General features: G+C 56.8%; 16 protein-coding genes and 1 pseudogene. 10 read left to right on the forward strand and 7 right to left on the reverse strand.

From position 1 onward, the window contains the following. Positions 1–49: 49 nt before the first annotated feature. The 7 genes from AC4EYZ_RS01460 to AC4EYZ_RS01490 all read right to left on the reverse strand — a co-directional run bounded on the left by AC4EYZ_RS01460 (position 50) and on the right by AC4EYZ_RS01490 (position 8146). Positions 50–1204, reverse strand: coding sequence for an acyl-CoA dehydrogenase family protein (locus tag AC4EYZ_RS01460; protein WP_022523804.1), 1155 nt, complete (start codon positions 1202–1204; stop codon positions 50–52). Positions 1205–1428: 224 nt separating this feature from the next. After that, complete coding sequence (ltrA, locus tag AC4EYZ_RS01465) at positions 1429–2790, reverse strand: group II intron reverse transcriptase/maturase (RefSeq protein ID WP_085942804.1); 1362 nt, start codon at positions 2788–2790, stop codon at positions 1429–1431. A 456-nt stretch (positions 2791–3246) separates the two neighbouring features. Beyond that, on the reverse strand, positions 3247–4239 hold the full coding sequence (locus AC4EYZ_RS01470) for a branched-chain amino acid ABC transporter permease (protein ID WP_035578664.1): 993 nt from the start codon (positions 4237–4239) through the stop codon (positions 3247–3249). Positions 4240–4241: 2 nt separating this feature from the next. After that, entirely contained in the window at positions 4242–5129 is an 888-nt protein-coding gene (locus AC4EYZ_RS01475) for a branched-chain amino acid ABC transporter permease (RefSeq protein ID WP_022523807.1), read from the reverse strand. A gap of 101 nt (positions 5130–5230) precedes the next feature. Further along, positions 5231–6454, reverse strand: coding sequence for an ABC transporter substrate-binding protein (locus AC4EYZ_RS01480; RefSeq protein ID WP_022523808.1), 1224 nt, complete (start codon positions 6452–6454; stop codon positions 5231–5233). Positions 6455–6599: 145 nt separating this feature from the next. Further along, positions 6600–7343, reverse strand: a complete 744-nt coding sequence (locus tag AC4EYZ_RS01485) for an ABC transporter ATP-binding protein (protein ID WP_022523810.1) — start codon at positions 7341–7343, stop codon at positions 6600–6602. Beyond that, positions 7340–8146 carry an ABC transporter ATP-binding protein gene (locus tag AC4EYZ_RS01490; protein ID WP_022523811.1) on the reverse strand — a complete coding sequence of 269 codons (807 nt, stop codon included), beginning with the start codon at positions 8144–8146 and terminating at the stop codon, positions 7340–7342. Before AC4EYZ_RS01490 ends, AC4EYZ_RS01485 begins: the two co-directional genes overlap by 4 nt. Before the next feature lie 326 nt (positions 8147–8472). Here AC4EYZ_RS01490 and AC4EYZ_RS01495 point away from each other — a divergent pair, with 326 nt between their 5' ends. The 10 genes and pseudogenes from AC4EYZ_RS01495 to AC4EYZ_RS01540 form a co-directional block, all read left to right on the forward strand. Beyond that, positions 8473–8940, forward strand: coding sequence for a MerR family transcriptional regulator (locus AC4EYZ_RS01495; protein ID WP_022523812.1), 468 nt, complete (start codon positions 8473–8475; stop codon positions 8938–8940). 94 nt (positions 8941–9034) lie between these two features. Further along, on the forward strand, positions 9035–10204 hold the full coding sequence (locus AC4EYZ_RS01500) for an isovaleryl-CoA dehydrogenase (protein ID WP_022523813.1): 1170 nt from the start codon (positions 9035–9037) through the stop codon (positions 10202–10204). A 10-nt stretch (positions 10205–10214) separates the two neighbouring features. Then, the gene (locus AC4EYZ_RS01505; protein WP_022523814.1) at positions 10215–11822 is read left to right on the forward strand and encodes a carboxyl transferase domain-containing protein; all 1608 of its coding nucleotides are present in this window, start codon (positions 10215–10217) and stop codon (positions 11820–11822) included. A gap of 12 nt (positions 11823–11834) precedes the next feature. Then, entirely contained in the window at positions 11835–12659 is an 825-nt protein-coding gene (locus AC4EYZ_RS01510) for an enoyl-CoA hydratase/isomerase family protein (RefSeq protein WP_022523815.1), read from the forward strand. Then, on the forward strand, positions 12656–14737 hold the full coding sequence (locus tag AC4EYZ_RS01515; protein WP_022523816.1) for an acetyl/propionyl/methylcrotonyl-CoA carboxylase subunit alpha: 2082 nt from the start codon (positions 12656–12658) through the stop codon (positions 14735–14737). The genes AC4EYZ_RS01510 and AC4EYZ_RS01515 overlap by 4 nt, the downstream gene beginning before the upstream one ends. 9 nt (positions 14738–14746) lie before the next feature. After that, complete coding sequence (locus AC4EYZ_RS01520; protein ID WP_022523817.1) at positions 14747–15652, forward strand: hydroxymethylglutaryl-CoA lyase; 906 nt, start codon at positions 14747–14749, stop codon at positions 15650–15652. Between the two features lie 87 nt (positions 15653–15739). Beyond that, positions 15740–17443, forward strand: coding sequence for an AMP-binding protein (locus AC4EYZ_RS01525; RefSeq protein WP_022523818.1), 1704 nt, complete (start codon positions 15740–15742; stop codon positions 17441–17443). Between the two features lie 3 nt (positions 17444–17446). Next, positions 17447–18271 carry a class I SAM-dependent methyltransferase gene (locus tag AC4EYZ_RS01530; RefSeq protein ID WP_022523819.1) on the forward strand — a complete coding sequence of 275 codons (825 nt, stop codon included), beginning with the start codon at positions 17447–17449 and terminating at the stop codon, positions 18269–18271. 78 nt (positions 18272–18349) lie between these two features. Next, the gene (locus tag AC4EYZ_RS01535; RefSeq protein WP_009286455.1) at positions 18350–18913 is read left to right on the forward strand and encodes a porin family protein; all 564 of its coding nucleotides are present in this window, start codon (positions 18350–18352) and stop codon (positions 18911–18913) included. Between the two features lie 198 nt (positions 18914–19111). Then, positions 19112–21106 (forward strand): annotated as a pseudogene (locus AC4EYZ_RS01540) (type VI secretion system Vgr family protein); the annotation flags it as partial. Positions 21107–21147: the final 41 nt, after the last annotated feature.

The raw sequence follows: 21147 nt of genomic DNA on the forward strand, positions 1-21147 counted from the left end.
ATTCCTTATCCGTCGCTATCGTATCCACCGTAATCTTATTCATCGTCATTTACAGCTCGGTGGCGCCGTCTGCCAGCACCCGGCGGGAGATGATCATCCGCATGATTTCGTTGGTGCCTTCAAGAATCCGGTGTACCCGGGTATCGCGCACGTAGCGCTCCATCGGGTACTCCTTGATATAGCCATTGCCGCCGTAAAGTTGAAGCGCTTCGTCGCACACCTTGAAGCCCACATCGGTAGCAAAGCGTTTAGCCATGGCACAGTAGGTCGGTGCATCGGCGTGGCCTGCGTCCAGCTTGGTAGCGGCCATGCGCACCAGCTGCCGTGCAGCGACCAGCTCAGTGACCATATCGGCTAAGCGGAACTGCAGCGCCTGGAACTCGGCTAAGCGCTTACCGAACTGTTTGCGCTCCAGCATATACTCCCGCGCTTTGTTGATCGCCTGCTGGGCGGTGCCGATAGAGCAGGTAGCAATATTGATACGCCCGCCGTCGAGGCCCTTCATGGCGATTTTAAAACCGTCGCCTTCATTGCCGAGCAGATGATTGGCGGGTACCCGCACCTCTTCAAAGGTAATCATGCGGGTGGGCTGGCTGTTCCAGCCCATTTTCTCTTCCTTGCGCCCATAGCTAATGCCGTCACTCTTGGCATCGACCGCAAACGCCGAGACGCCGCTGGCGCCCTCACCGCCGGTGCGCGCCATCACCACGAGAAAATCGGTGCTACCGGCGCCGGAAATAAACATCTTGCTGCCGGTCAACACGTAATGGTCGCCGTCGCGCTTGGCAGTAGTCTTCAGCGAGGCGGCGTCGGAACCTGAGTTGGGCTCGGTTAAACAGTAAGAGCCAAGCAGCTCACCCGTGGCCAGTTTTGCGCCCCACTGCTCTACCGCTTCCGGCGTGCCGAAATCCGCCAGCATCCAGGTGACCATATTGTGAATGGTTAGGTAAGCCGTGGTAGAGGTGCAGCCCATGGAGAGCTGTTCGAAAATGATGCTGGCATCCAACCGCGAGAGGCCTAGCCCACCCACTCTTTCCGGTGCATAAAGAGAGCAGAAGCCCAGCTCGCCTGCTTTACGAATCACATCGACGGGGAAGAAGGAGGTTTGGTCCCATTCGGCGGCGTGGGGCTCTAGCTCGTTTTGGGCAAAGGCCCGTGCCATATCGGCAAAGGCGACCTGGTCTTCGTTGAGTTCAAAATTCATGGCGTATCTCCGCAAATGCGCGTGCGCACTGCTGTTGTCGTTATAATTGACGTTAACGTTAACTTATCCATTTACCCGGCTACAAGCAACCTGCCAACGCTTGCGACCTTAGGCGTAGGCCTTATAAAAGAATCATCGGCATAGGGGCGGTCAGCATGGCTGACCGGTCCCCTGCCACACCACCCGGCATGCGGGTCCGCACCGGGCGGTTCGAGAAGTTGAGGTTATGAGAGACGGGGCACGCCCAGCCGATCAAAGTAGGCCACCGTTAATACATGATGGACTCCCGACAGACTGTTGTGCCACCAGCGACGACTCAACGCCGCCACCGATTGTGCTACCCTCGGCGTAGCGCCAAGACGCATCAGCTCACGATAAATCGTCTTACCCCGACGCCATTGCTTAAGGTGCAAAGCTCTTAACCGTCGTCGTATCCACCCGTCCAGCGACCGCCAGATACGAGGTGTTTGCGACAGCTTAAAGTAGCCTTGCCAGCCTAAAAGGTAGCGTCGTAGATAGGCGACGACCTGTGAGATACTGCGTCCGCCATTTCGGCGTGTCAGTTGCCTAATCCGCTGTTTAAATGCCCCCAACGCTTTTGCTGATATACCACGTCGGACATCTCCACCCTTAGCTTCCCATAGGGCGTAGCCCAGGAACTTGCGACCAAACACGCTGGTGACCGCACTTTTGGACTCATTGATCGTCAAGCGCAGCTTACTGTAACAGCGACGTAGCAAAGCCATGACTCGCTCCCCTGCTTTCTGACTACGCACGTAAACGTTGCAGTCGTCGGCATAGCGAGCAAAGTGGTGGCCGCGACGTTCCAGTGTGCGATCCACCTCATCCAGCAGGATATTGGCCAGTAGCGGCGATAATGGGCCACCCTGCGGTGTCCCCTCATGCCGATAAATGACCACCCCTCCCTCCATTATTCCCGCATTCAAATACGCACGAACCAGATGGATAACACGATTATCCTGGATGCGTTTCCTCAGGCGGTCTATCAGGATGTCATGATTGACTCGGTCAAAGAATCGAGACAAGTCAACATCGACAACGGTGTGGTAACCCTGTTGGGCGAAGCTCTGAGCAGCTAGTACGGCATCATGGGCACGGCGGCCCGGACGGAAGCCGTAGCTGTGCTCGCTAAAAGTGGGATCGATCAGCGGTTGTAGAACTTGCAGCAGTGCCTGTTGGATAAGACGGTCAGTCACGGTGGGTATCCCCAGTTCTCGTTCGCTTCCATCTGGCTTCGGAATAGCCACTCGGCGGACAGGCTGAGGATAATATCGACTTGCAAGAAGCTGCTGTCGAATATCGGGCCAGGCCCACCTTAGGTGCTCGGCGGTCTGAGCAATATCCAGACCATCGATGCCTGCTGCTCCCTTGTTGGCACGCACGCGCTTCCATGCACGTAGCATGTTCTCTCTTGCGAAGGCCCGCTCAAGCAGACCTTGCCCTGCGTCCTCCGGCACTTGTCGCGGGAGGCCAGTTTCATCGCTGGAGCAGGACGACAAGGCTTCACCTTGGCATGCCTTCTCCCGCCCCGCAGTCGCGGGCATCTGATGCGTTACTGATCTCATCGACAAGACGTTTGACGCTCCTTCTCGTTCGGCCCTTTGCTCCAAAAAAAAAAAAACGAGGAGCTACTACGGCCTCTGCTGACTTCTCGCTCCGTGGGGTCACGTTGCCCTTTCAGGCATAAGGCGAGATCTCCCCGGGTAAGAACACACTCCTTCACCGCACAACCGCCGGATATACGCTACGTCGCCTTGGCCACAAGAGCTTCGCGGCTTCTTGCCCGCTCGCCCTGCTTGGCAGCGCCTCCTATCCGGTTCTTGTTCATCGGCTCGCGGTTTACGCTCCACGCTTCCTTCCCACGGTTGGTCACCCTTCCGCAGTTGCGCTTCGCTTCGTTCGCTGTGGCCAGCTTACGGGAGGACTTGCACCTCCAGGAGTGCGCCCGTGCCGGGCGCACAAAAAAAGGGCGCCAAGCGGCGCCCAACATCGGACAGAGAGAGTGCTATTTTAAAAAACGCTTACTTAAAGTTTTTGCGATACATCTTGTCCAGTTCACCGATTATTCCGCTACGGAAACTGAGTACACAAACCACAAAGATGATGCCGAGAATAACGCTAACCCAATTCCCCAGCGGCGACTGCGCCAGGATATGCTGCAAGCTGACCACAATACCTGCGCCCATTAACGGCCCCAGCAAGGTGCCCACACCGCCCAGCAGGGTCATCAAAATCACCTCACCGGACATATGCCAGTGCGCATCGGTCAGCGAAGCCAGCTGGAAAACCACGGTTTTGGTCGAACCCGCCAAGCCCGCTAAACCTGCAGAGATCACGAACGCCACTAGCTTATAGGCATCGGCGTTGTAGCCCAGCGACACCGCGCGGGGCTCGTTTTCACGAATCGCTTTTAGCACCTGGCCAAACGGCGAGTGCACCGTGCGTTGAATCAGCGCGAAGCCGAAGATAAAAATCGCGAACACAAAGTAGTACATCGCCAGGTTACTGCTCAGGCTGATAAACCCAAACAGTTCGCCACGGGGCACGCCATGCAAGCCATCCTCACCGCCGGTAAACGGCGCCTGCACAAACATGAAGTAGACCAGCTGGGCGATCGCTAAAGTCACCATGGCAAAATAGATACCCTGACGCCTGATGGAGAGCACCCCAAACACCACTCCAAGCAGCGTGGCTAGAACAGTCCCGGCGATAATACCCAGCTCAGGCGTCAGCCCTGGGTAGCTTGCCAACAGGTAGCCGGTTACGTAACCACCAGTGGCCAAGAAAGCCGCATGGCCGAAAGACAACAGACCCGCATAGCCAAGCAACAGGTTGAACGCACAGGCAAACAGCGCAAAACAGAGCACTTTCATCAAAAACACGGGGTAGGCCAAAAACGGCGCGACCAGACCCACCACGATTAGCGCCAGATAGAACATATTGCGGCGAAACTTGGCCCGCTTTTGACGTTCCAGTACCGCGGATGGCGCCGCCATTGATTGAGATTCTGCCATGTTCATGCCTCCTTACCGAACAGCCCAACGGGGCGCAACATGAGCACGAGGATCATGACAAGAAAGATCACCGTATTAGAGGCTTCGGGGTAGTACACCTTGGTCAGCCCTTCGATGATGCCCATGGAAAGCCCGGTAATAATGGCACCTAGAATCGAGCCCATCCCGCCGATGACCACCACCGCAAACACCACGATTAACAAACTCGACCCCATGGTCGGCGATACCGGATAGAGCGGCGCTGCCAACACGCCGGCAAACGCAGCAAGACCAACCCCAAACCCATAGGTGAGCGTGATCAGCAGCGGTACATTAACGCCAAACGCCTGCATCAACTGCGAGTTCTCAGTACCTGCGCGAAGGTAAGCACCCAACCGCGTACGCTCGATCATAAACCAGGTAAACAGGCACATCGCCAGCGCTGCCACCAGTACCCAGGCGCGATATGTCGGTAGGAACATAAAGCCCAGGTTCAAGCCGCCCTGGAGGATCTCCGGTGTAGCGTAACGCGCCCCGGAAACACCGAAGAAGTTGACCAGCGTGCCCTCAAAAATCAACGCCAAACCAAAGGTCAGCAGCAGCCCATAGAGGTGATCCAGATGGGCGATCCTGCGCAGCAAAAAGCGCTCTAGCAGCACACCGAAAGCGCCGACCACTAACGGCACCAATATGAGCGCCAGCCAGTAATTAATGCCCAAATAGCGAAAGCCCAACAGTGCGGCGAAGGCCCCCAGCATGTATTGCGCCCCATGGGCAAAGTTGACGATCTTCAACAGGCCGAAGATGACCGCCAGGCCCAGGCTAAGCAGTGCGTAAAAGGCGCCATTCACAAGACCCAGCGTTAGCTGGCCCATGAAGACGGCCATTGGCACGCCGAATATCATCGTCATAACGCGACTCTCCTCGCCCTCAAACAGTTGGCGGCAACTTGCCGCCAACCGGTTCTACACATCACTTGCGATGGCTATCTGGCTCAAGCTCAGCCGGGAAATTAGTTTTGCACCAATTTGCACTGGCTTTCAGATAGCGGGCGGTAGGCTTCTTCGGCGGGAATGGTGCTGAGGATTTCGTAAAGATCCCACTCACCGGTGGACTCATCCGGCGTTTTAACCTGGGCCAGGTACATGTCGTGGATCATGCGGCCATCTTCACGAATGCTGCCGTTGCGGGCAAAGAAGTCCTCAATAGGCATCTCGGCCATTTGTGCACGTACGGTTTCAGGGTCGTCGGTGCCAGCGGCTTCAACGGCTTTCAGGTAGTGCATGGTGCTGGAGTAGATACCCGCTTGAACCATGGTCGGCATGCGGCCTACTTCATCGAAATAGCGCTGTGCCCATTCGCGGGACTGCTCATCCATATCCCAGTACCAGCCTGTAGTTAGCAGCAGGTTCTGAGTGGCTTCCAGGCCAAGGGCGTGAACGTCATTCAAGAAAATCAACAGGCCTGCTAGCTGCTGCCCAGATTGAGTCAAGCCAAACTGGCTGGCCGTAGTGATCGCGTTAACGGTATCGGCACCGGCGTTGGCCAAGCCAATAATTTTCGCGCCAGAGCCCTGAGCCTGAAGAATGTACGAAGAGAAGTCGTTAGTCGGGAAGGGATGACGAACGCCGCCCACAATTTCACCGCCGCTCTCTTCCACTACTTTGGTTACATCGGACTCAAGTGCATGACCGAAGGCGTAGTCTGCGGTCAGCATAAACCAGCTGTCGCCGCCCTGCTCTACGACGGCTTTGGCGGTACCGTTAGCGAGCGGATAGGTGTCGTACACCCAGTGGATGTGGTTAGGAGTACAGTGTTCGTTGGTAATGCTAGAAGCCGCCGAGCCGGACACGATACCCAGACCATTGTTCTCTTCCAGCACTTTGGTCACCGCAATGGACACAGAAGACGCTACTAAACCGCCCACCATATCGACGTTATCCTGATCGATCCAACCACGCACGGTATTAGCACCGACGTCAGCGCTGTTGCGATCATCTGCACTGGAAATAACGATGGACGCGCCATTTACACTGCCGCCAAAATCGGCCACTGCCATCTCCATGGCGGTTAAGCCGCCGGGGCCTGCGAGGTCTCGATAAGTGCCTGACATATCGGCAAGGTAACCAATACGGACTTCACCATCGCTCATATCAGCCTGGGCGGTAGACATAGCGAGGCTTGAAGCGGCCGCGACGGCGATACTGGCGGCCAGCGTTTTTTTCATAAAGGTCATATTCGTCTCCTGGCCCGGAGGCCTTTGTTGTTGTGTAGTCTTTGAGCTGTCGTGAAAGTGCGTACTGCAAATTACTGATTAATATTGTTGTTTTGTGAGCAGCGAAACTGTTGACGGAATGAACATTTAAGTGTCTAGCCGTGTGTTATACCCCTAGCATTGAGTTGAGATGTTCCCGACGCGATGGCAGCTGCGCGGCGCTGATTTCTTCGACAATCTGACCGTGTTCCATCACGAAATGGCGATCCGCAAGCGGTGCTGCAAAGCGAAAGTTCTGCTCCACAAGCACAATGGTCATCCCACGCTCTTTAAGCTGAACCAACACTTCGGCAAGTTTCTGCACTATCACCGGGGCCAACCCCTCGGTAATTTCATCGAGCAGCAGCATGCGTGCCCCTGTACGCAGAATGCGCGCCATGGCTAACATCTGCTGTTCACCCCCGGAAAGCCGCGTCCCCTGGCTTCTACGCCGTTCATACAGGTTCGGAAACATGGCGTAGATTTCGTCCAGGCTCATACCGCCGGAACGCACAGTGGGTGGAAGCAATAGGTTCTCGTGCACATCCAAGCTTGCAAAAATACCGCGCTCTTCCGGGCAGTAACCCACCCCGAGACGCGGAATATGGTGCGGCTTCATATGCAGCGTTTCATTACCGTTAATCACAATAGAGCCCGTTCTGCGCCCCACCATGTTCATGATCGATTTCAACGTGGTACTTCGCCCGGCGCCGTTACGACCCAGCAGCGTTACCAGCTCGCCACGCTTCACATCAAAATTGACGCCGTGCAGGATGTGCGACTCGCCATAAAAGGTGTGTAGATCCTGCACCCGCAGCATTTCCAGGCTTTGCGTGTTTTCAACCGGCGCTTCGGCCTCAGCGATATTCATACGGCAGCTCCCTCTTTTTCAGAACCATCCTCTTCCGCGGCATCGCTGCCCATATAGGCTTCGCGTACCAATGGATTCCGAGAGACAGCGTCGTAATCGCCCTCAGCCAAAACAGCGCCTCGCGCCAACACGGTGATGCGGTCACACAGGCGGCTAACAACGCTCAGGTTGTGCTCCACCATTAATACAGTGCGCCCTTGGGACACCCGCTTAATCAGTGCCACGATGCGGTCAACGTCTTCTGCGCCCATACCTTGAGTAGGTTCATCAAGCAGCATCATGGTGGGGTCGAGCGCAAGCGTAGTGGCCAGCTCAAGTGCTCGTTTACGACCGTATGGCATTTCTACCGTTAGCGTATCGGCATATTCCCGCAGCCCCACTTCCTCCAGTAGCTCAAGCGCACGCTCATTAAGATGATCCAGGGATTTCTCAGATTTCCAAAAGTGAAACGAGGTACCCAGTTTGCGCTGCAGGGCCACTCGCACATTCTCCAACGCGGTCATGTGGGCGAATACCGCAGAAATCTGAAACGAACGCACCAACCCTAACTGAGCTATTTCGTTGGATTTTTTACTGGTGATTGAGTTGCCGCGATACAAAATATCGCCGCGGGTAGGCGGCAGAAATTTGGTCAATAAGTTAAATACGGTGGTTTTACCAGCACCATTGGGGCCGATCAGTGCGTGAATATGCCCTTCCTGTACCTGAAGATTGACATCGTCCACGGCGGTGAAGCCGCGAAACTCTTTGGTCAGCCCTCGAGTTTCGAGGACAGGTCCCTGAAGGACATCGTTTGCACTCATAGAGTGGCAAGCCTCTTATTGTTGTTGTGCTAAATCTTTACAGGCATGGCAAAAGCGGCTGCTACTGCCTTACCTGAACGTAAGGTGTATGTGCAAACTAGCAACTGTCGCTATAGCAATACAATTACAACTTTGGTCTATCGACGACATTTTTCTGAATTAACAACTGTCTTCAAAACATAAATATCAACAACTTACCTGATTTCAACGCTTTTCAACTGCTAGCAACAATTGCTTTACGTTAACGTAAACTTGTTTTAGCCTCAGTGGCAGTGTTCCATAGGAGTCATATATTGGGAACAACGCCTTATTGAGAGAACGTCACCATGAGCAAAACTTACTCGATCAGTGAACTAGCCAACGAGTTTGATTTAACCACCCGTAGCATTCGCTTCTATGAAGATCAGGAGCTGCTCCACCCTACGCGCCGCGGGCAAACCAGGGTTTACAGCAGCAAAGACCGTGTACGGCTGAAGCTCACCATTCGCGGTAAGCGGCTAGGGTTTTCATTGGCAGAGATACGCGAACTGTTCGAGCTTTGGGACGAAACCCGCAGCGGCAGTAAAAAGCAGCTGCATCTAATGCTTAGCAAAATAGGCGAGCGCCGTGCGGCGCTGGATCAACAAATGAAAGACATCACCATGGTGCAGCTAGAGCTTGAAAGCGCTGAGATCCGCTGCCGCCAAGCGCTCGAAGAACTACTCGAAAAAGAGCCTCAAGAAACACAAAACGAAGAAGAGCACGCGAGTTCGGCCGATAAAGCCTCAGCCCCCTCTTCCGCCACTATGCACTGACGCGTCCGCCAGCTCGATTAGCCGACAAAGCTACGCCAGCCCAGATGGCTAATTACAGATAGCAAACACAAATAATCAGCACAGGTGATTGACCATGTTTTCACACTACTCAGAACTCAATTTTGGCCTCGAAGACGAACTGAACATGTTACGCGAGCAGGTCAACGCCTTTGCTGCCAGCGAGATTGCCCCCCGTGCGGCCGAAATCGACCGCAACAACGAGTTCCCTAACGACCTGTGGAAGAAGTTTGGCGATATGGGGCTATTGGGGATTACCGTCTCGGAAGAGGATGGCGGCAGCGGCATGGGCTATCTGGCCCACTGTATCGCCATGGAAGAGATTTCCCGGGCCAGCGCATCGGTAGCGCTCTCTTACGGGGCCCACTCCAACCTGTGCGTTAACCAGATCAAGATCAACGCCTCCCCCGAGCAGAAAGCCAAGTACCTCCCCAAACTGATCAGCGGCGACCACGTGGGCGCTTTGGCCATGTCGGAACCCGGCGCAGGCTCGGATGTGGTCTCGATGCAGCTGCGTGCCAAGCAGAATGGCGATCACTACATCCTTAACGGCAATAAAATGTGGATCACCAACGGTCCGGATGCGGACGTACTGGTGGTGTACGCCAAAACAGATCCAGACGCCGGTTCCAAAGGCATCACCGCGTTTATTATCGAAAAAGGCATGCCCGGTTTCTCTACCGCCCAGAAGCTCGACAAGCTGGGTATGCGCGGCTCCAACACCTGCGAATTGGTATTCCAGGATTGCGCCGTACCCGCTGAGAATATACTTGGGGCTGAAGGCAAAGGCGTTCGCGTATTGATGAGCGGGCTGGATTACGAGCGCACAGTGCTTGCAGCTGGCCCGATCGGCATTATGCAGGCCGCCATGGATGTGGTGATGCCCTATATCCACGAGCGCAAGCAGTTCAACCAGTCAATCGGTGAGTTCCAGCTGGTGCAGGGCAAAGTGGCGGATATGTACACCACCCTGAACGCCTGCCGCGCCTATTTATACGCCGTAGCCGGTGCCTGTGACCATGGCCAAACGTCCCGCAAAGACGCTGCCGGGGTGATTCTCTACTGCGCCGAAAAAGCCACTCAGGTCGCGCTGGATTCCATTCAGCTACTCGGCGGCAACGGCTATATCAACGAATACCCCACCGGGCGCCTGCTGCGAGACGCCAAGCTGTATGAGATCGGTGCAGGCACCAGCGAGATTCGGCGGATGCTAATTGGTCGCGAACTCTTCACCGAAAGTAAGTAAGGGTCCTGTCATGAGCTCCATTTCCACTCAGATCAACCCGCGCAGCGATGTGTTTCAAGCCAACGAAGCCTCAATGCTCGGTGAAGTGAACAAACTGCGTGAACTGACCGCTGCCGTCGCCCAGGGTGGCGGTGCCAAAGCCCGCGAGCGTCACGAAAGCCGCGGCAAGCTGTTTGTACGCGACCGCATCGATCACTTGATCGATGAAGGTTCGCCATTTCTAGAGTTTTCCGCCCTTGCGGCGCACAACATATACGATAGCGAGATCCCTGCCGCTGGTGTGGTCACCGGTATTGGCCGTATTTCCGGCGTGGAGTGCGTGATCGTCGCTAACGACGCCACGGTAAAAGGCGGCACCTACTTCCCGCTAACCGTTAAAAAGCACATCCGCGCCCAGGAGATTGCCCGCAAGCATCGCCTGCCGTGTATCTATTTAGTCGACTCCGGCGGTGCCTTTCTGCCCCGTCAAGACGAAGTCTTCCCCGACCGCGATCACTTCGGGCGCATCTTCTATAACCAGGCGACCATGTCGGCCGAAGGCATTCCGCAAATCGCCGTGGTGATGGGCTCCTGCACCGCGGGCGGCGCTTACGTACCTGCCATGGCGGATGAGTCGATTATCGTTAAAGAGCAGGGCACAATTTTCCTGGGTGGCCCGCCCTTGGTAAAAGCCGCCACCGGTGAAAGCATCAGCGCTGAAGACCTGGGCGGTGCCGATGTTCACGCCAAGGTCAGCGGCGTTGCCGACCACTACGCGGAAAACGATGCCCATGCGCTGCAGCTTGCCCGCGCCTGTGTGTCGCGGTTGAACTGGCAAAAGCGCGGCAAGCTGGCCATGCAGGCGCCCAAGCCACCCAAGCTTGACCCTGCTGAACTGTATGGGATTGTCGGCACCGACCTGAAAAAGCCCTATGACGTGCGCGAAGTGATTGGCCGCATCGTCGATGACTCCGATTTCGACGAGTTCAAACGCTACTACGGCGAAACCCTGGTCACCGGCTTTGCCCATATTCACGGCTACCCGGTGGGCATCGTGGCCAACAACGGCGTGCTGTTTTCCGAAAGTGCAGTAAAAGGCGCGCACTTTATCGAGCTATGCGCTCAGCGCAAAATCCCGCTAATTTTCCTGCAGAACATTACCGGCTTTATGGTGGGTTCTAAGTATGAGCACGAAGGTATTGCCAAGCACGGCGCCAAGTTGGTCACCGCCGTGGCCTGTGCCAAGGTACCCAAATACACCGTCCTGATTGGCGGCAGCTTCGGCGCCGGTAACTACGGTATGTGTGGCCGCGCTTACGACCCCAACCTGCTGTTTATGTGGCCCAACGCGCGCATTTCAGTGATGGGCGGCGAGCAGGCGGCGGGCGTATTGGCCCAGGTTAAGCGCGAGCAGCATGAGCGCGAAGGCCGCGAGTGGAGTAAAGCGGACGAAGAAGCCTTTAAGCAGCCCACCCGCGACCAGTACGAGCATCAGGGCCACCCCTACTACGCCAGCGCCCGCTTATGGGACGACGGCGTGATTGATCCGCTGCAAACCCGCGATGTGTTAGGGCTTTCTTTAGCTGCCGCGATGAACGCAGAAATTGAAGAGACACGCTTCGGCGTGTTCCGGATGTAAGGGGGTCTTACCATGGCTTACTCAACACTGAATATAGAAGAGGGTGTGGCGCGCCTGACCTTAAACCGCCCCGAGGTGCATAACGCTTTTGACGACAGCCTGATCGCTGAGCTAAACGCGCACCTTGACCAATTGCATACGTTGGCCGATTCAGGCGATGTGCGCGCGGTAGTGCTGGGTTCAGAAGGCAAAAGCTTCTCCGCGGGTGCCGATCTGAACTGGATGAAGCGCATGGTCGATTACGACCTGGAAGATAACCTCGCCGATTCCCGCAAGCTCGCCGCACTCATGCACGGCCTGGATACGCTGCCCTGCCCTACCGTCTGCCGTGTGCAAGGCGCCGCCTTTGGCGGCGCGGTGGGTTTGGCCGCTTGCTGCGATGTGGTGATCGCCTCAGGCAAAGCCAAATTCTGCCTTTCGGAAGTCAAAATTGGCCTATCGCCCGCGGTCATCAGCCCTTACGTGCAGCGGGCTCTGGGCGAGCGACAGATGCGCCGCTATGCGTTAACCGCAGAAGTCATGGACGCCGAAATAGCGCTCGCGCTGGGTTTAGTCCATCTAGTGGTGGAGCACGATAAGCTAGACGACGAAGTGGACGCCATGCTGGCCACTCTGTTAGCCGGCTCGCCCCAAGCCCAGCGCGCCACCAAGGCGCTGATGGCCTCGGTCGCTCAAGCACCTGACAGTGACGCCACTCGGGAACATACCTGTCAGGTGATCGCCAAACTGCGGGTAAGCCAAGAAGGGCAAGAGGGTTTATCCAGTTTCTTTGAAAAGCGCCGCCCCGCCTGGGCCGATTCTAATAACACACCCCACGCTTCGGAGCGTCGCTCATGAGTCATTCACCCCCTATTGAAAAAAACGAAAGAGCCGAAAAAGCCGCTCGCACGACGCCTTTTGACACGCTTCTAGTCGCCAACCGCGGTGAAATCGCCTGCCGCGTGATGCGCACTGCGCGCCGTATGGGCCTGAAAACCGTCGCGGTTTACTCTGACGCCGATGCCAGCGCACGCCACGTGCGTGAAGCCGACGAGGCCGTTCGTCTGGGGCCTGCCGCCGCCCGGGAAAGCTATCTCAATATTGATGCGGTGATCGAAGCTGCCAAGCGCACCGGCACCGGCGCGATTCACCCCGGTTACGGCTTTCTTTCCGAAAACGGTACCTTCGTCAAAGCCCTTGAAGAAGCGGACATTACCTTCGTTGGCCCGCCCGCCTCGGCGATTGCCGCCATGGGCGATAAATCCGCTGCCAAGGCGCGCATGGCCAATGCGGGCGTGCCGCTGGTGCCGGGCTACCACGGTGACGACCAGGACGACGCCCTGCTGCGCAGCGAAGCCGACAAAATTGGCTACCCGGTGATGCTCAAAGCCAGCGCCGGTGGCGGTGGTAAAGGCATGCGCGTGGTTGAATCTGGCGATAGCTTCCAGGCCGCGTTAGACGGCTGCCGCCGTGAATCCAAAGCCGCTTTTAGTGATGACAGGATGCTGATCGAGAAGTATCTGGTGCAGCCCCGCCATGTGGAAGTGCAGGTATTCTGCGACCGCCATGGTAACGGCGTTTACCTGTTCGAGCGGGATTGCAGCGTTCAGCGCCGCCATCAAAAAGTCATTGAAGAAGCCCCCGCCCCCGGTATGACGGCGGAGCTGCGTAGCGCTATGGGCGATGCCGCCGTCCGCGCCGCCCAGGAGATCGGCTACGTGGGCGCGGGCACCGTCGAGTTTCTTTTAGACATTGACGGTTCGTTCTACTTTATGGAGATGAACACTCGCCTCCAGGTCGAGCACCCGGTCACCGAAATGATCACTGGCCAGGATCTGGTCGAGTGGCAGTTGCGCGTCGCCATGGGCGAGCCGCTCCCTTGCAGCCAGGATGAGCTGACGATCACCGGCCATAGCTTTGAAGCGCGTATCTACGCCGAAGACCCGGATCAGGATTTCCTGCCCGCTACCGGCCTGCTCACTCGCTTTGCACTGGATTTAGAAGGCGCTGGTCTAAGCGGCGACCAGGTACGTTTAGATAGCGGTGTAGAGAGCGGCGATGCGGTGTCGATGCACTACGACCCCATGCTCGCCAAGCTGATCGTTCACGGTGCCGACCGAGATGCGGCGTTGGCCACGCTTAACCGCGCACTAGCAGCGCTGGACGTTCAAGGGGTTGTCACTAATCGCGCCTTCTTGATGCGCCTGGCAACGCATCCGGGCTTTAAGAACATAGAGCTGGATACCCGCTTTATCGAGCGCAACGAAGCGACGCTGTTTGCAGCCCGTACTTACAGCATGGAGGCCTACGCGAGTGCCGCGCTGATCGGCCTGAATCAACTTACCCAGGAGTGCGAAAGCGACTCGCCCTGGGATCGCCACGACGGCTTCCGCCTCAACGCACCGCACACCATTCGCATTGCCCTGTGTGACCCGGCAAGTGCGCAAGCGCCGGATAGCGATGAAGCGGTAGTGATCGTCGAAGGTAAACGCAGCCCTGGCGAGTCGCTGTGGAATCTCACTATTGGCGACGAAACCCTTACCGCGAGTTTGCAGCCGCTCACCGGCGATGCGGTAGCGGTTACCTTGAATGGCCACCGCCGCCGCCTGCAGGCCCGCCGCGACGGTCACGTGGTGGTTATGGCCGACCCAAGCGGTGAAACCCGCCTGTTCTGGCGGCGCATCGATGCCATTGATCACGGTCACCACGAGGCAGAATCCACGCTGACCGCACCCATGAACGGCACGGTCGTTGCATTGCTGGTAGAGCCCGGCGTTAATGTCGAAAAAGGCATGCCGCTAATGGTGATGGAAGCGATGAAAATGGAGCACACCATGACCGCCCCCGCCGATGGCAGCGTGGAGACGTTCCACTTCCAAGCCGGGGACACCGTGAGCCAAGGCGCCGTGCTGCTCGACTTTGCGGTCAACGAATAGGAGTCACTGATGCCATTGCCTACCTCTGTAAAGCTGTTTGAAATGTCGCCCCGTGACGGCCTGCAAAATGAGCCGGGGGCCATTGTGCCCACCGGGACTAAGATTGCTCTGATCGAGCGGCTTGCTAAAGCGGGTATCACGCATATCGAAGCCGCCAGCTTTGTATCACCCAAATGGGTGCCACAAATGGGCGACGCCGTTGAGGTCATGGCCGGCATCAAACGCCAGCCAGGCGTGGTGTACTCCGCGCTGACGCCTAATCTAAAAGGGCTCGAAAACGCGCTAACCGTGGGTGTTGAGGAGGTCGCGGTATTTGGTGCGGCGTCTGAAGCCTTCTCGCAAAAGAACATTAACTGCTCCATTGCTGAATCACTGACCCGCTTTGAGCCGGTGTTAGAGCGCGCCCGAGAGGCTGGCGTGCGCGTGCGCGGCTACGTCTCCTGCGTATTGGGCTGCCCCTACGAAGGCGAGATAGCCTCCGCCAAAGTGGCTGAAGTGGCCAAGGCGCTTTATGAGATGGGCTGCTACGAGGTGTCCCTGGGCGACACCATTGGCGTCGGCACGCCGCTGGCTGCTAAACGCATGATTGAGGCGACGCGCCAACAGGTGCCCATTGAGTTTCTGGCCGCTCACTTCCACGACACCTACGGCATGGCGCTGGCCAATCTTTATGCCGTCCTAGAAGAAGGCGTTAGCGTTATTGATGCCGCTACCGCGGGACTTGGCGGTTGCCCCTATGCCAAGGGCGCTTCCGGCAACGTAGCCACTGAAGACGTGCTCTATCTGCTGGAAGGGCTGGGGATCGAAACGGGCATCGACCTACAGGCCGTGATTGAAACCGGCTACTGGATCACCCACGAGCTAGGCCGCAAGCCCAGTTCAAAGGTGGCCTTGGCAAAAGGCCTTAGCCGTTGAAATAAAACATGAATAATAAAAATTAAAAGCAGCGAGTTATCCCCTGCCTTCCCGTTCGGACAAGAAAAAATATCGGAGAGATACACCATGGCATCACCTGCGCTTACCCAACCCAGCTACTCCAGCAGCATGGCTGACAAGCCGCTTCTTGGCATGACGATCGGCGATAAATTTGACCAAATCGCGACACAACATGCTGATAATGACGCGCTGATTGTACTGCATCAGAACATTCACTGGAGCTATCGCCAGCTCCAGGAAGAGGTCAACCGCTGTGCCCGTGCGCTGCTCTCCATCGGCGTCAAGAAAGGCGACCGTGTGGCCATTTGGGCACCCAACTGCAGCGAATGGACATTGACTCAGTTCGCCACTGCCAAAATCGGTGCCATTCTGGTCAACATTAATCCCTCTTACCGTACCCATGAGCTGGAATACGCACTGAACCAGTCTGGTGCGCGCTTTCTGGTCACTGCCAACAGCTTTAAAAGCTCTGACTACAGCGCCATGCTGTATGAGCTGGCACCCGAGTTAAAAACCAGTAACGATGGCGAGCTGAAGTCGCAAAAGCTGCCCGACCTTGAGTGCATTATTAATTTAAGCAGCGAAAAGCTGAGCGGCATGTGGCGCTGGTCTGACCTGATGAAAGAAGCCAATAAGGTTAGCCAAACCGATGTTGACGATCTGCAGGCGACGCTGCAGTTTGATGATGCGATCAATATTCAGTACACCTCGGGCACCACTGGCTTTCCTAAGGGCGCGACGCTTTCCCACCACAATATTCTCAATAACGGCTTCTTCGTAGCGGAGAGCATGGGCTTTACCAGTGAAGACCGCCTGGTGATTCCGGTGCCGCTTTACCACTGCTTTGGCATGGTGATGGGCAACCTGGGCTGTATGACCCACGGCGCCACCATGATCTACCCGGATGAGGGCTTCGATCCCGGCAAGGTGCTCAAGGCAGTGCACGATCAAAAAGCCACCGCGCTCTACGGCGTGCCCACCATGTTTATCGCCGAGCTTGAACACGAGGGTTTTGCTAGCACTGACTTCTCCACACTGCGCACCGGGATTATGGCGGGCTCGATCTGCCCTGCGGAAATCATGAAGCAGGTCATCAACAAGATGAATATGAAGGGCGTGCAGATCGCCTACGGCATGACGGAAACCAGCCCGGTCTCCACTCAAACGGGTGCCAACGACAGCATTGAGAAACGCGTTTCCACCGTGGGCCGTACCCAGCCTCACTTAGAGAACAAAATTGTCGACCCTGGCAACGGCGGCATTCTGCCTCGGGGCGAAATCGGCGAGCTGTGTACCCGCGGCTACAGCGTAATGCTGAAGTACTGGAACAACGATAAAGCCACCGCCGAGGCCATCGACGAAGCGGGCTGGATGCACACCGGCGATCTGGCCACCATGGATGAAGAGGGCTACATCCAGATCGTCGGCCGCATCAAAGATATGGTCATTCGCGGCGGCGAGAACGTCTATCCCAAAGAGATCGAAGAATTTCTCTACGCCCACCCGGCGATCTCAGAAGTACAGGTCACCGGCGTGCCCGACAAGAAGTATGGTGAAGAGCTGATTGCCTGGGTGAAACTCAACAGCACCGCGGGTGACGTCACCGGTGAAGAGCTACGCGAGTACTGCAAAGGCAAGATCACCCACTTCAAAATTCCGCGCTACTTTAAGTTCGTTGACGAGTTCCCGATGACCGTCACCGGCAAGATTCAGAAATTTAAAATGCGTGAAATTTCCATTCAAGAGTTGGGCTTGGATCAAGAATCGTAAGCGATGACCCCTTCCAACCCTTTAGCCAACCACTATCAGCGCGCCCTGCGCGCTGATGAGATATTGGCGCAGATCAATGCTCACTACCCTGCTGGCCCTACGCTGCACCAATTGGCGCCTTTGGATCAGCTGCATATTGGCGGTGTGGCAGCCTCTACTCGGCTGCTGGAACGACTCACCCCTGACGACCACGGAAAAGTTTTAGATATTGGCGCGGGGCTGGGCGGGCTAATGCGCCAAGGTGCTTCACTCGGTTTTCAAATGACGGGGCTGGATATTACCCACGGCTTCAGTGCGCTCAATAAATCGCTGAGCTTACGGGTAAATCAGCCAGACGCCCCACCGCTTGCCTGGGTAACGGGCGATGCTAGCGCTCTGCCCTTTGCGGATAACAGCTTTGATGCCGTGCTGTTTCAGCACAGCCTGCTCAATATGCCCAATGTCTCCAAGGTAATCACAGAAAGTCGACGAATTCTGCGCCCCGGTGGGCAGTTAGTGATGCACGAGGTCGTCAGTGGCCCCAACGTGGCGCAACTTCGCTACCCAGTGCCTTGGGCAGCCTCCTCCAAGCACTCCCATCTACTTACCTTGGTTGAACTAACTCGACTGCTTGAAGTGGGCGGCTTTCAACTTGAACACGTGGACGACTGGAGCGAAATGGCTTTGGCGTGGCGCCAGCGGCAACGTCAAAAAGAGCAGACACCCCGGCAAGCGGTGCTGTCCCCCCAGTGGGTATTTGGTGAGCGCTTTATCACTATGGGTAAAAATTTAGTCGATAACCTAGCCCAGGGCGCAATTAAAGTGGTGGAAATCCAAGCCAGTTGCTAATCTGAATAGAATTGCTTTTTCCTCTCTACCCATGGCTATACGACAACACTTGGGTATGTACCGATAGGTGTAAGAGAAATGCCAATCAAACGCTTGGCAAGCACCCTGCTCTGCTGCTCCGTTCCCTGGTTTAGCAGCTACGCCGACGACACTCCGCCGGTGATGGCCTATACCGCCCCTAATAGCGAACTCATGCAGCTGGATAACGGCGTTATCTTAGAAGGCAGTGACCTTCAAAGCCTTGATAACTATACCAGCGGTTTTCGGGTCACCGCAGGCTACAGCCCCTGGCGACTCCCCCAACTCGATATTGGCGCTGAAATTGCCTACCGGGAAAGCGACGAAATCTCCACTTCCTCCGGTGTTAACCCCCTCATTATGGATACACTCAGTTTGGGTGGCGCCATTGTTGCCGGAGTTCGCATGGGCGCCTTTAGCGTCTATGCGAAGTCCGGCATCACAGAATGGCGTGGTGAAAGCGACCTGGAAGGCGCCGATGAAAGCGGTACTGCATTGCTGCAAGGTTTCGGCGCCACGGTGACGATCAACCGACTCGTCAGTCGCCTAGAGTATGAACGCATCGACGCTCCAACCCTCAGCCACCTCAATATGCTAAGTGCCTCATTGCATCTTCCGTTCTAACGCCCAACCTAAATTAATTTAAATTCGCTTTTCTCTGATTACCCATCGATTTGTAAGATATGGCTTAAAATTTTGTAAGCCATTTCTTACAAGCGTGTAAGCCATTAACGCTTCGTGCCCTCAAGGGGTTGCGCTTCAACTCTGCCTCGCTATTCTGACCGCTTCTCATTAGCAGTTAATGATCCAAGGAGCGGAGCGATGGCGGACAAAACGGGCCTGCAATTTACCCTGACCCTACCCGGGGCCGATGACACCGCCGTGGTGCGCTTTACCCATCGCGAGGCGCTGTCGGAGCCGTTTGCGCTCTCGGTTGAGTTTGCCAGCCGTACCCACAACCTATCGCCCAGCGACTGTTTGGATCAAAACGCCACCCTGACCATTTGGCAGGACGGCGAGCCGCTACGTCGTATCCATGGCATGATTTCAGAGCTGCACCGCGGCGATAGGGGGCACCGCCGCAGCTTTTATCGGGTGGAGATTCGTCCCGCGCTGTGGCGATTATCGCTACGCCATAATTCGCGTATCTTTCAGGATACGTCCCCCTATGATGCCATCACGACGCTCGCTAATGAGCGCAGTCTCACCGATATCGGCTTTGCTACCACCCGCACGCCCCTCGACCGGGAGTTTCTGGTTCAGTACCGCGAGACCGACCTGGCCTTTATCGAGCGTTTAGCCGCCGAAGAGGGTTGCTTCTATTTTCATGAGTTTGAGAACGCCGAGGGCGGCAAACACCAGCTGGTGTTTGCCGATGCCACCGTGGTGCTGCCCAGCGTGGGTGAGCGCACCTACCACGGCCGCGCTGGGGGCACACCGCCCCGACGCCATGTGCGTAAATTGCGTCAGGCCAACCGGGTGCGCCCCGCCTCGGCGATGCTCAAGGACTACACCTTTAAAAACCCGCCCTATGCGCAGATCCATGAGCACCTCGCTCCCAACTTGGGCGAACACGCCCAGCGGGAGGATTACGAACACTTTGACTACCCCGGCCGCTATAAGAAGGACGCTTCCGGTAAGCCCTTTACCCGCCACCGCTTAGAATCCCTGCGCGCCGACGCCACCACCGCCGAAGCCGAGAGTGACCTGCCCGAGCTCGCCCCCGGCATCTGCTTTACCCTCACCGACCACGATATCGATAGCCTTAACCAAGCGTGGCAGGTGGTCTCAGTGATCCACCACGGCGAACAGCCCCAAGCGCTGGAAGAGGACGGCATGGCCCGGGGTGGTAATGGCAGTAATAACGGGAACAGTGCCCAATCAGGCGAGCTGATGACCCGCTACCACAACGACGTGGTGATCATGCCTCGGGACCAGACTTTCCGCCCGGTGCCCAATCCCAAGCCGCGGGTCGATGGCCCCCAGGTGGCCTTTGTGGTCGGCCCCGAAGGCGAAGAGATCTACTGCGACGAACATGGCCGGGTCAAGGTGCAGTTCCCCTGGGATCGTTACGCCGAGCCTGATGAGACCGCCAGCTGTTGGGTGCGGGTCGCCCAGGGCTGGGCAGGCGGTGGCTACGGCAGTATGGCGATCCCCCGGATCGGCCATGAGGTCATTGTCTCGTTTTTAGAGGGCGACCCTGATCAACCGCTGGTCACCGGCCGCACTTACCACGCGGTGAATACCCCGCCTTACCCGCTGCCGGAGCACAAGACCCGCACGGTGATCCGCACCCAGAGTCATAAATCGGAAGGCTTTAACGAACTGCGCTTCGAGGACGCCACTGGCGAAGAGCAGATCTGGCTCCACGCTCAGAAAGATCTGGAGCTGCTCACCCTTAACGACCGCACCGAGGAGATCCGCAGAGACAGCCACCTCAAGCTGCACCGCAACCGCTTGAGCGAAATCCGTAACGACGATCACCTCACCGTACACGGCAAGCGCTACACCCAGATCAAGGGCGATGACCACCTTCAGGTCGATCAAACCCGCCATGAGGTCTACGGTGAAGCCCAGCTGGTGGAGACCGGCCGCGAGCTGCACCACAAAGCGGGCAGCCAAATCGTGTTGGAAGCGGGTAGCGAGATCACCCTTAAAGCCGGGGGCAGCTTTATCAAGCTCGACCCCGGCGGCGTGACCATTGTCGGCCCCCAGGTCAAGATCAACTCCGGCGGTAGCCCCGGCCGCGGCCAGGGCCAGGCGATTGTACTGCCCCGCTTACCCGGGGAAGCCGAGCCTGAGGAGAGCGAGGACGTTACCCTTGAGCCGCACCAGACCCCACTGCTCAGCAGCGACAT

The sequence above is a fragment of the Vreelandella sp. 162(4c) genome, assembly GCF_058152265.1.

Excerpts from the sequence above, each read along its gene's own strand:
- AC4EYZ_RS01460 (WP_022523804.1), bottom strand. The coding sequence starts at position 1,204 with ATGAATTTTGAACTCAACGAAGACCAGGTCGCCTTTGCCGATATGGCA.
- ltrA (WP_085942804.1), bottom strand. The coding sequence starts at position 2,790 with ATGAGATCAGTAACGCATCAGATGCCCGCGACTGCGGGGCGGGAGAAG.
- AC4EYZ_RS01470 (WP_035578664.1), bottom strand. The coding sequence starts at position 4,239 with ATGGCAGAATCTCAATCAATGGCGGCGCCATCCGCGGTACTGGAACGT.
- AC4EYZ_RS01475 (WP_022523807.1), bottom strand. The coding sequence starts at position 5,129 with ATGACGATGATATTCGGCGTGCCAATGGCCGTCTTCATGGGCCAGCTA.
- AC4EYZ_RS01480 (WP_022523808.1), bottom strand. The coding sequence starts at position 6,454 with ATGACCTTTATGAAAAAAACGCTGGCCGCCAGTATCGCCGTCGCGGCC.
- AC4EYZ_RS01485 (WP_022523810.1), bottom strand. The coding sequence starts at position 7,343 with ATGAATATCGCTGAGGCCGAAGCGCCGGTTGAAAACACGCAAAGCCTG.
- AC4EYZ_RS01490 (WP_022523811.1), bottom strand. The coding sequence starts at position 8,146 with ATGAGTGCAAACGATGTCCTTCAGGGACCTGTCCTCGAAACTCGAGGG.
- AC4EYZ_RS01495 (WP_022523812.1), top strand. The coding sequence starts at position 8,473 with ATGAGCAAAACTTACTCGATCAGTGAACTAGCCAACGAGTTTGATTTA.
- AC4EYZ_RS01500 (WP_022523813.1), top strand. The coding sequence starts at position 9,035 with ATGTTTTCACACTACTCAGAACTCAATTTTGGCCTCGAAGACGAACTG.
- AC4EYZ_RS01505 (WP_022523814.1), top strand. The coding sequence starts at position 10,215 with ATGAGCTCCATTTCCACTCAGATCAACCCGCGCAGCGATGTGTTTCAA.
- AC4EYZ_RS01510 (WP_022523815.1), top strand. The coding sequence starts at position 11,835 with ATGGCTTACTCAACACTGAATATAGAAGAGGGTGTGGCGCGCCTGACC.
- AC4EYZ_RS01515 (WP_022523816.1), top strand. The coding sequence starts at position 12,656 with ATGAGTCATTCACCCCCTATTGAAAAAAACGAAAGAGCCGAAAAAGCC.
- AC4EYZ_RS01520 (WP_022523817.1), top strand. The coding sequence starts at position 14,747 with ATGCCATTGCCTACCTCTGTAAAGCTGTTTGAAATGTCGCCCCGTGAC.
- AC4EYZ_RS01525 (WP_022523818.1), top strand. The coding sequence starts at position 15,740 with ATGGCATCACCTGCGCTTACCCAACCCAGCTACTCCAGCAGCATGGCT.
- AC4EYZ_RS01530 (WP_022523819.1), top strand. The coding sequence starts at position 17,447 with ATGACCCCTTCCAACCCTTTAGCCAACCACTATCAGCGCGCCCTGCGC.
- AC4EYZ_RS01535 (WP_009286455.1), top strand. The coding sequence starts at position 18,350 with ATGCCAATCAAACGCTTGGCAAGCACCCTGCTCTGCTGCTCCGTTCCC.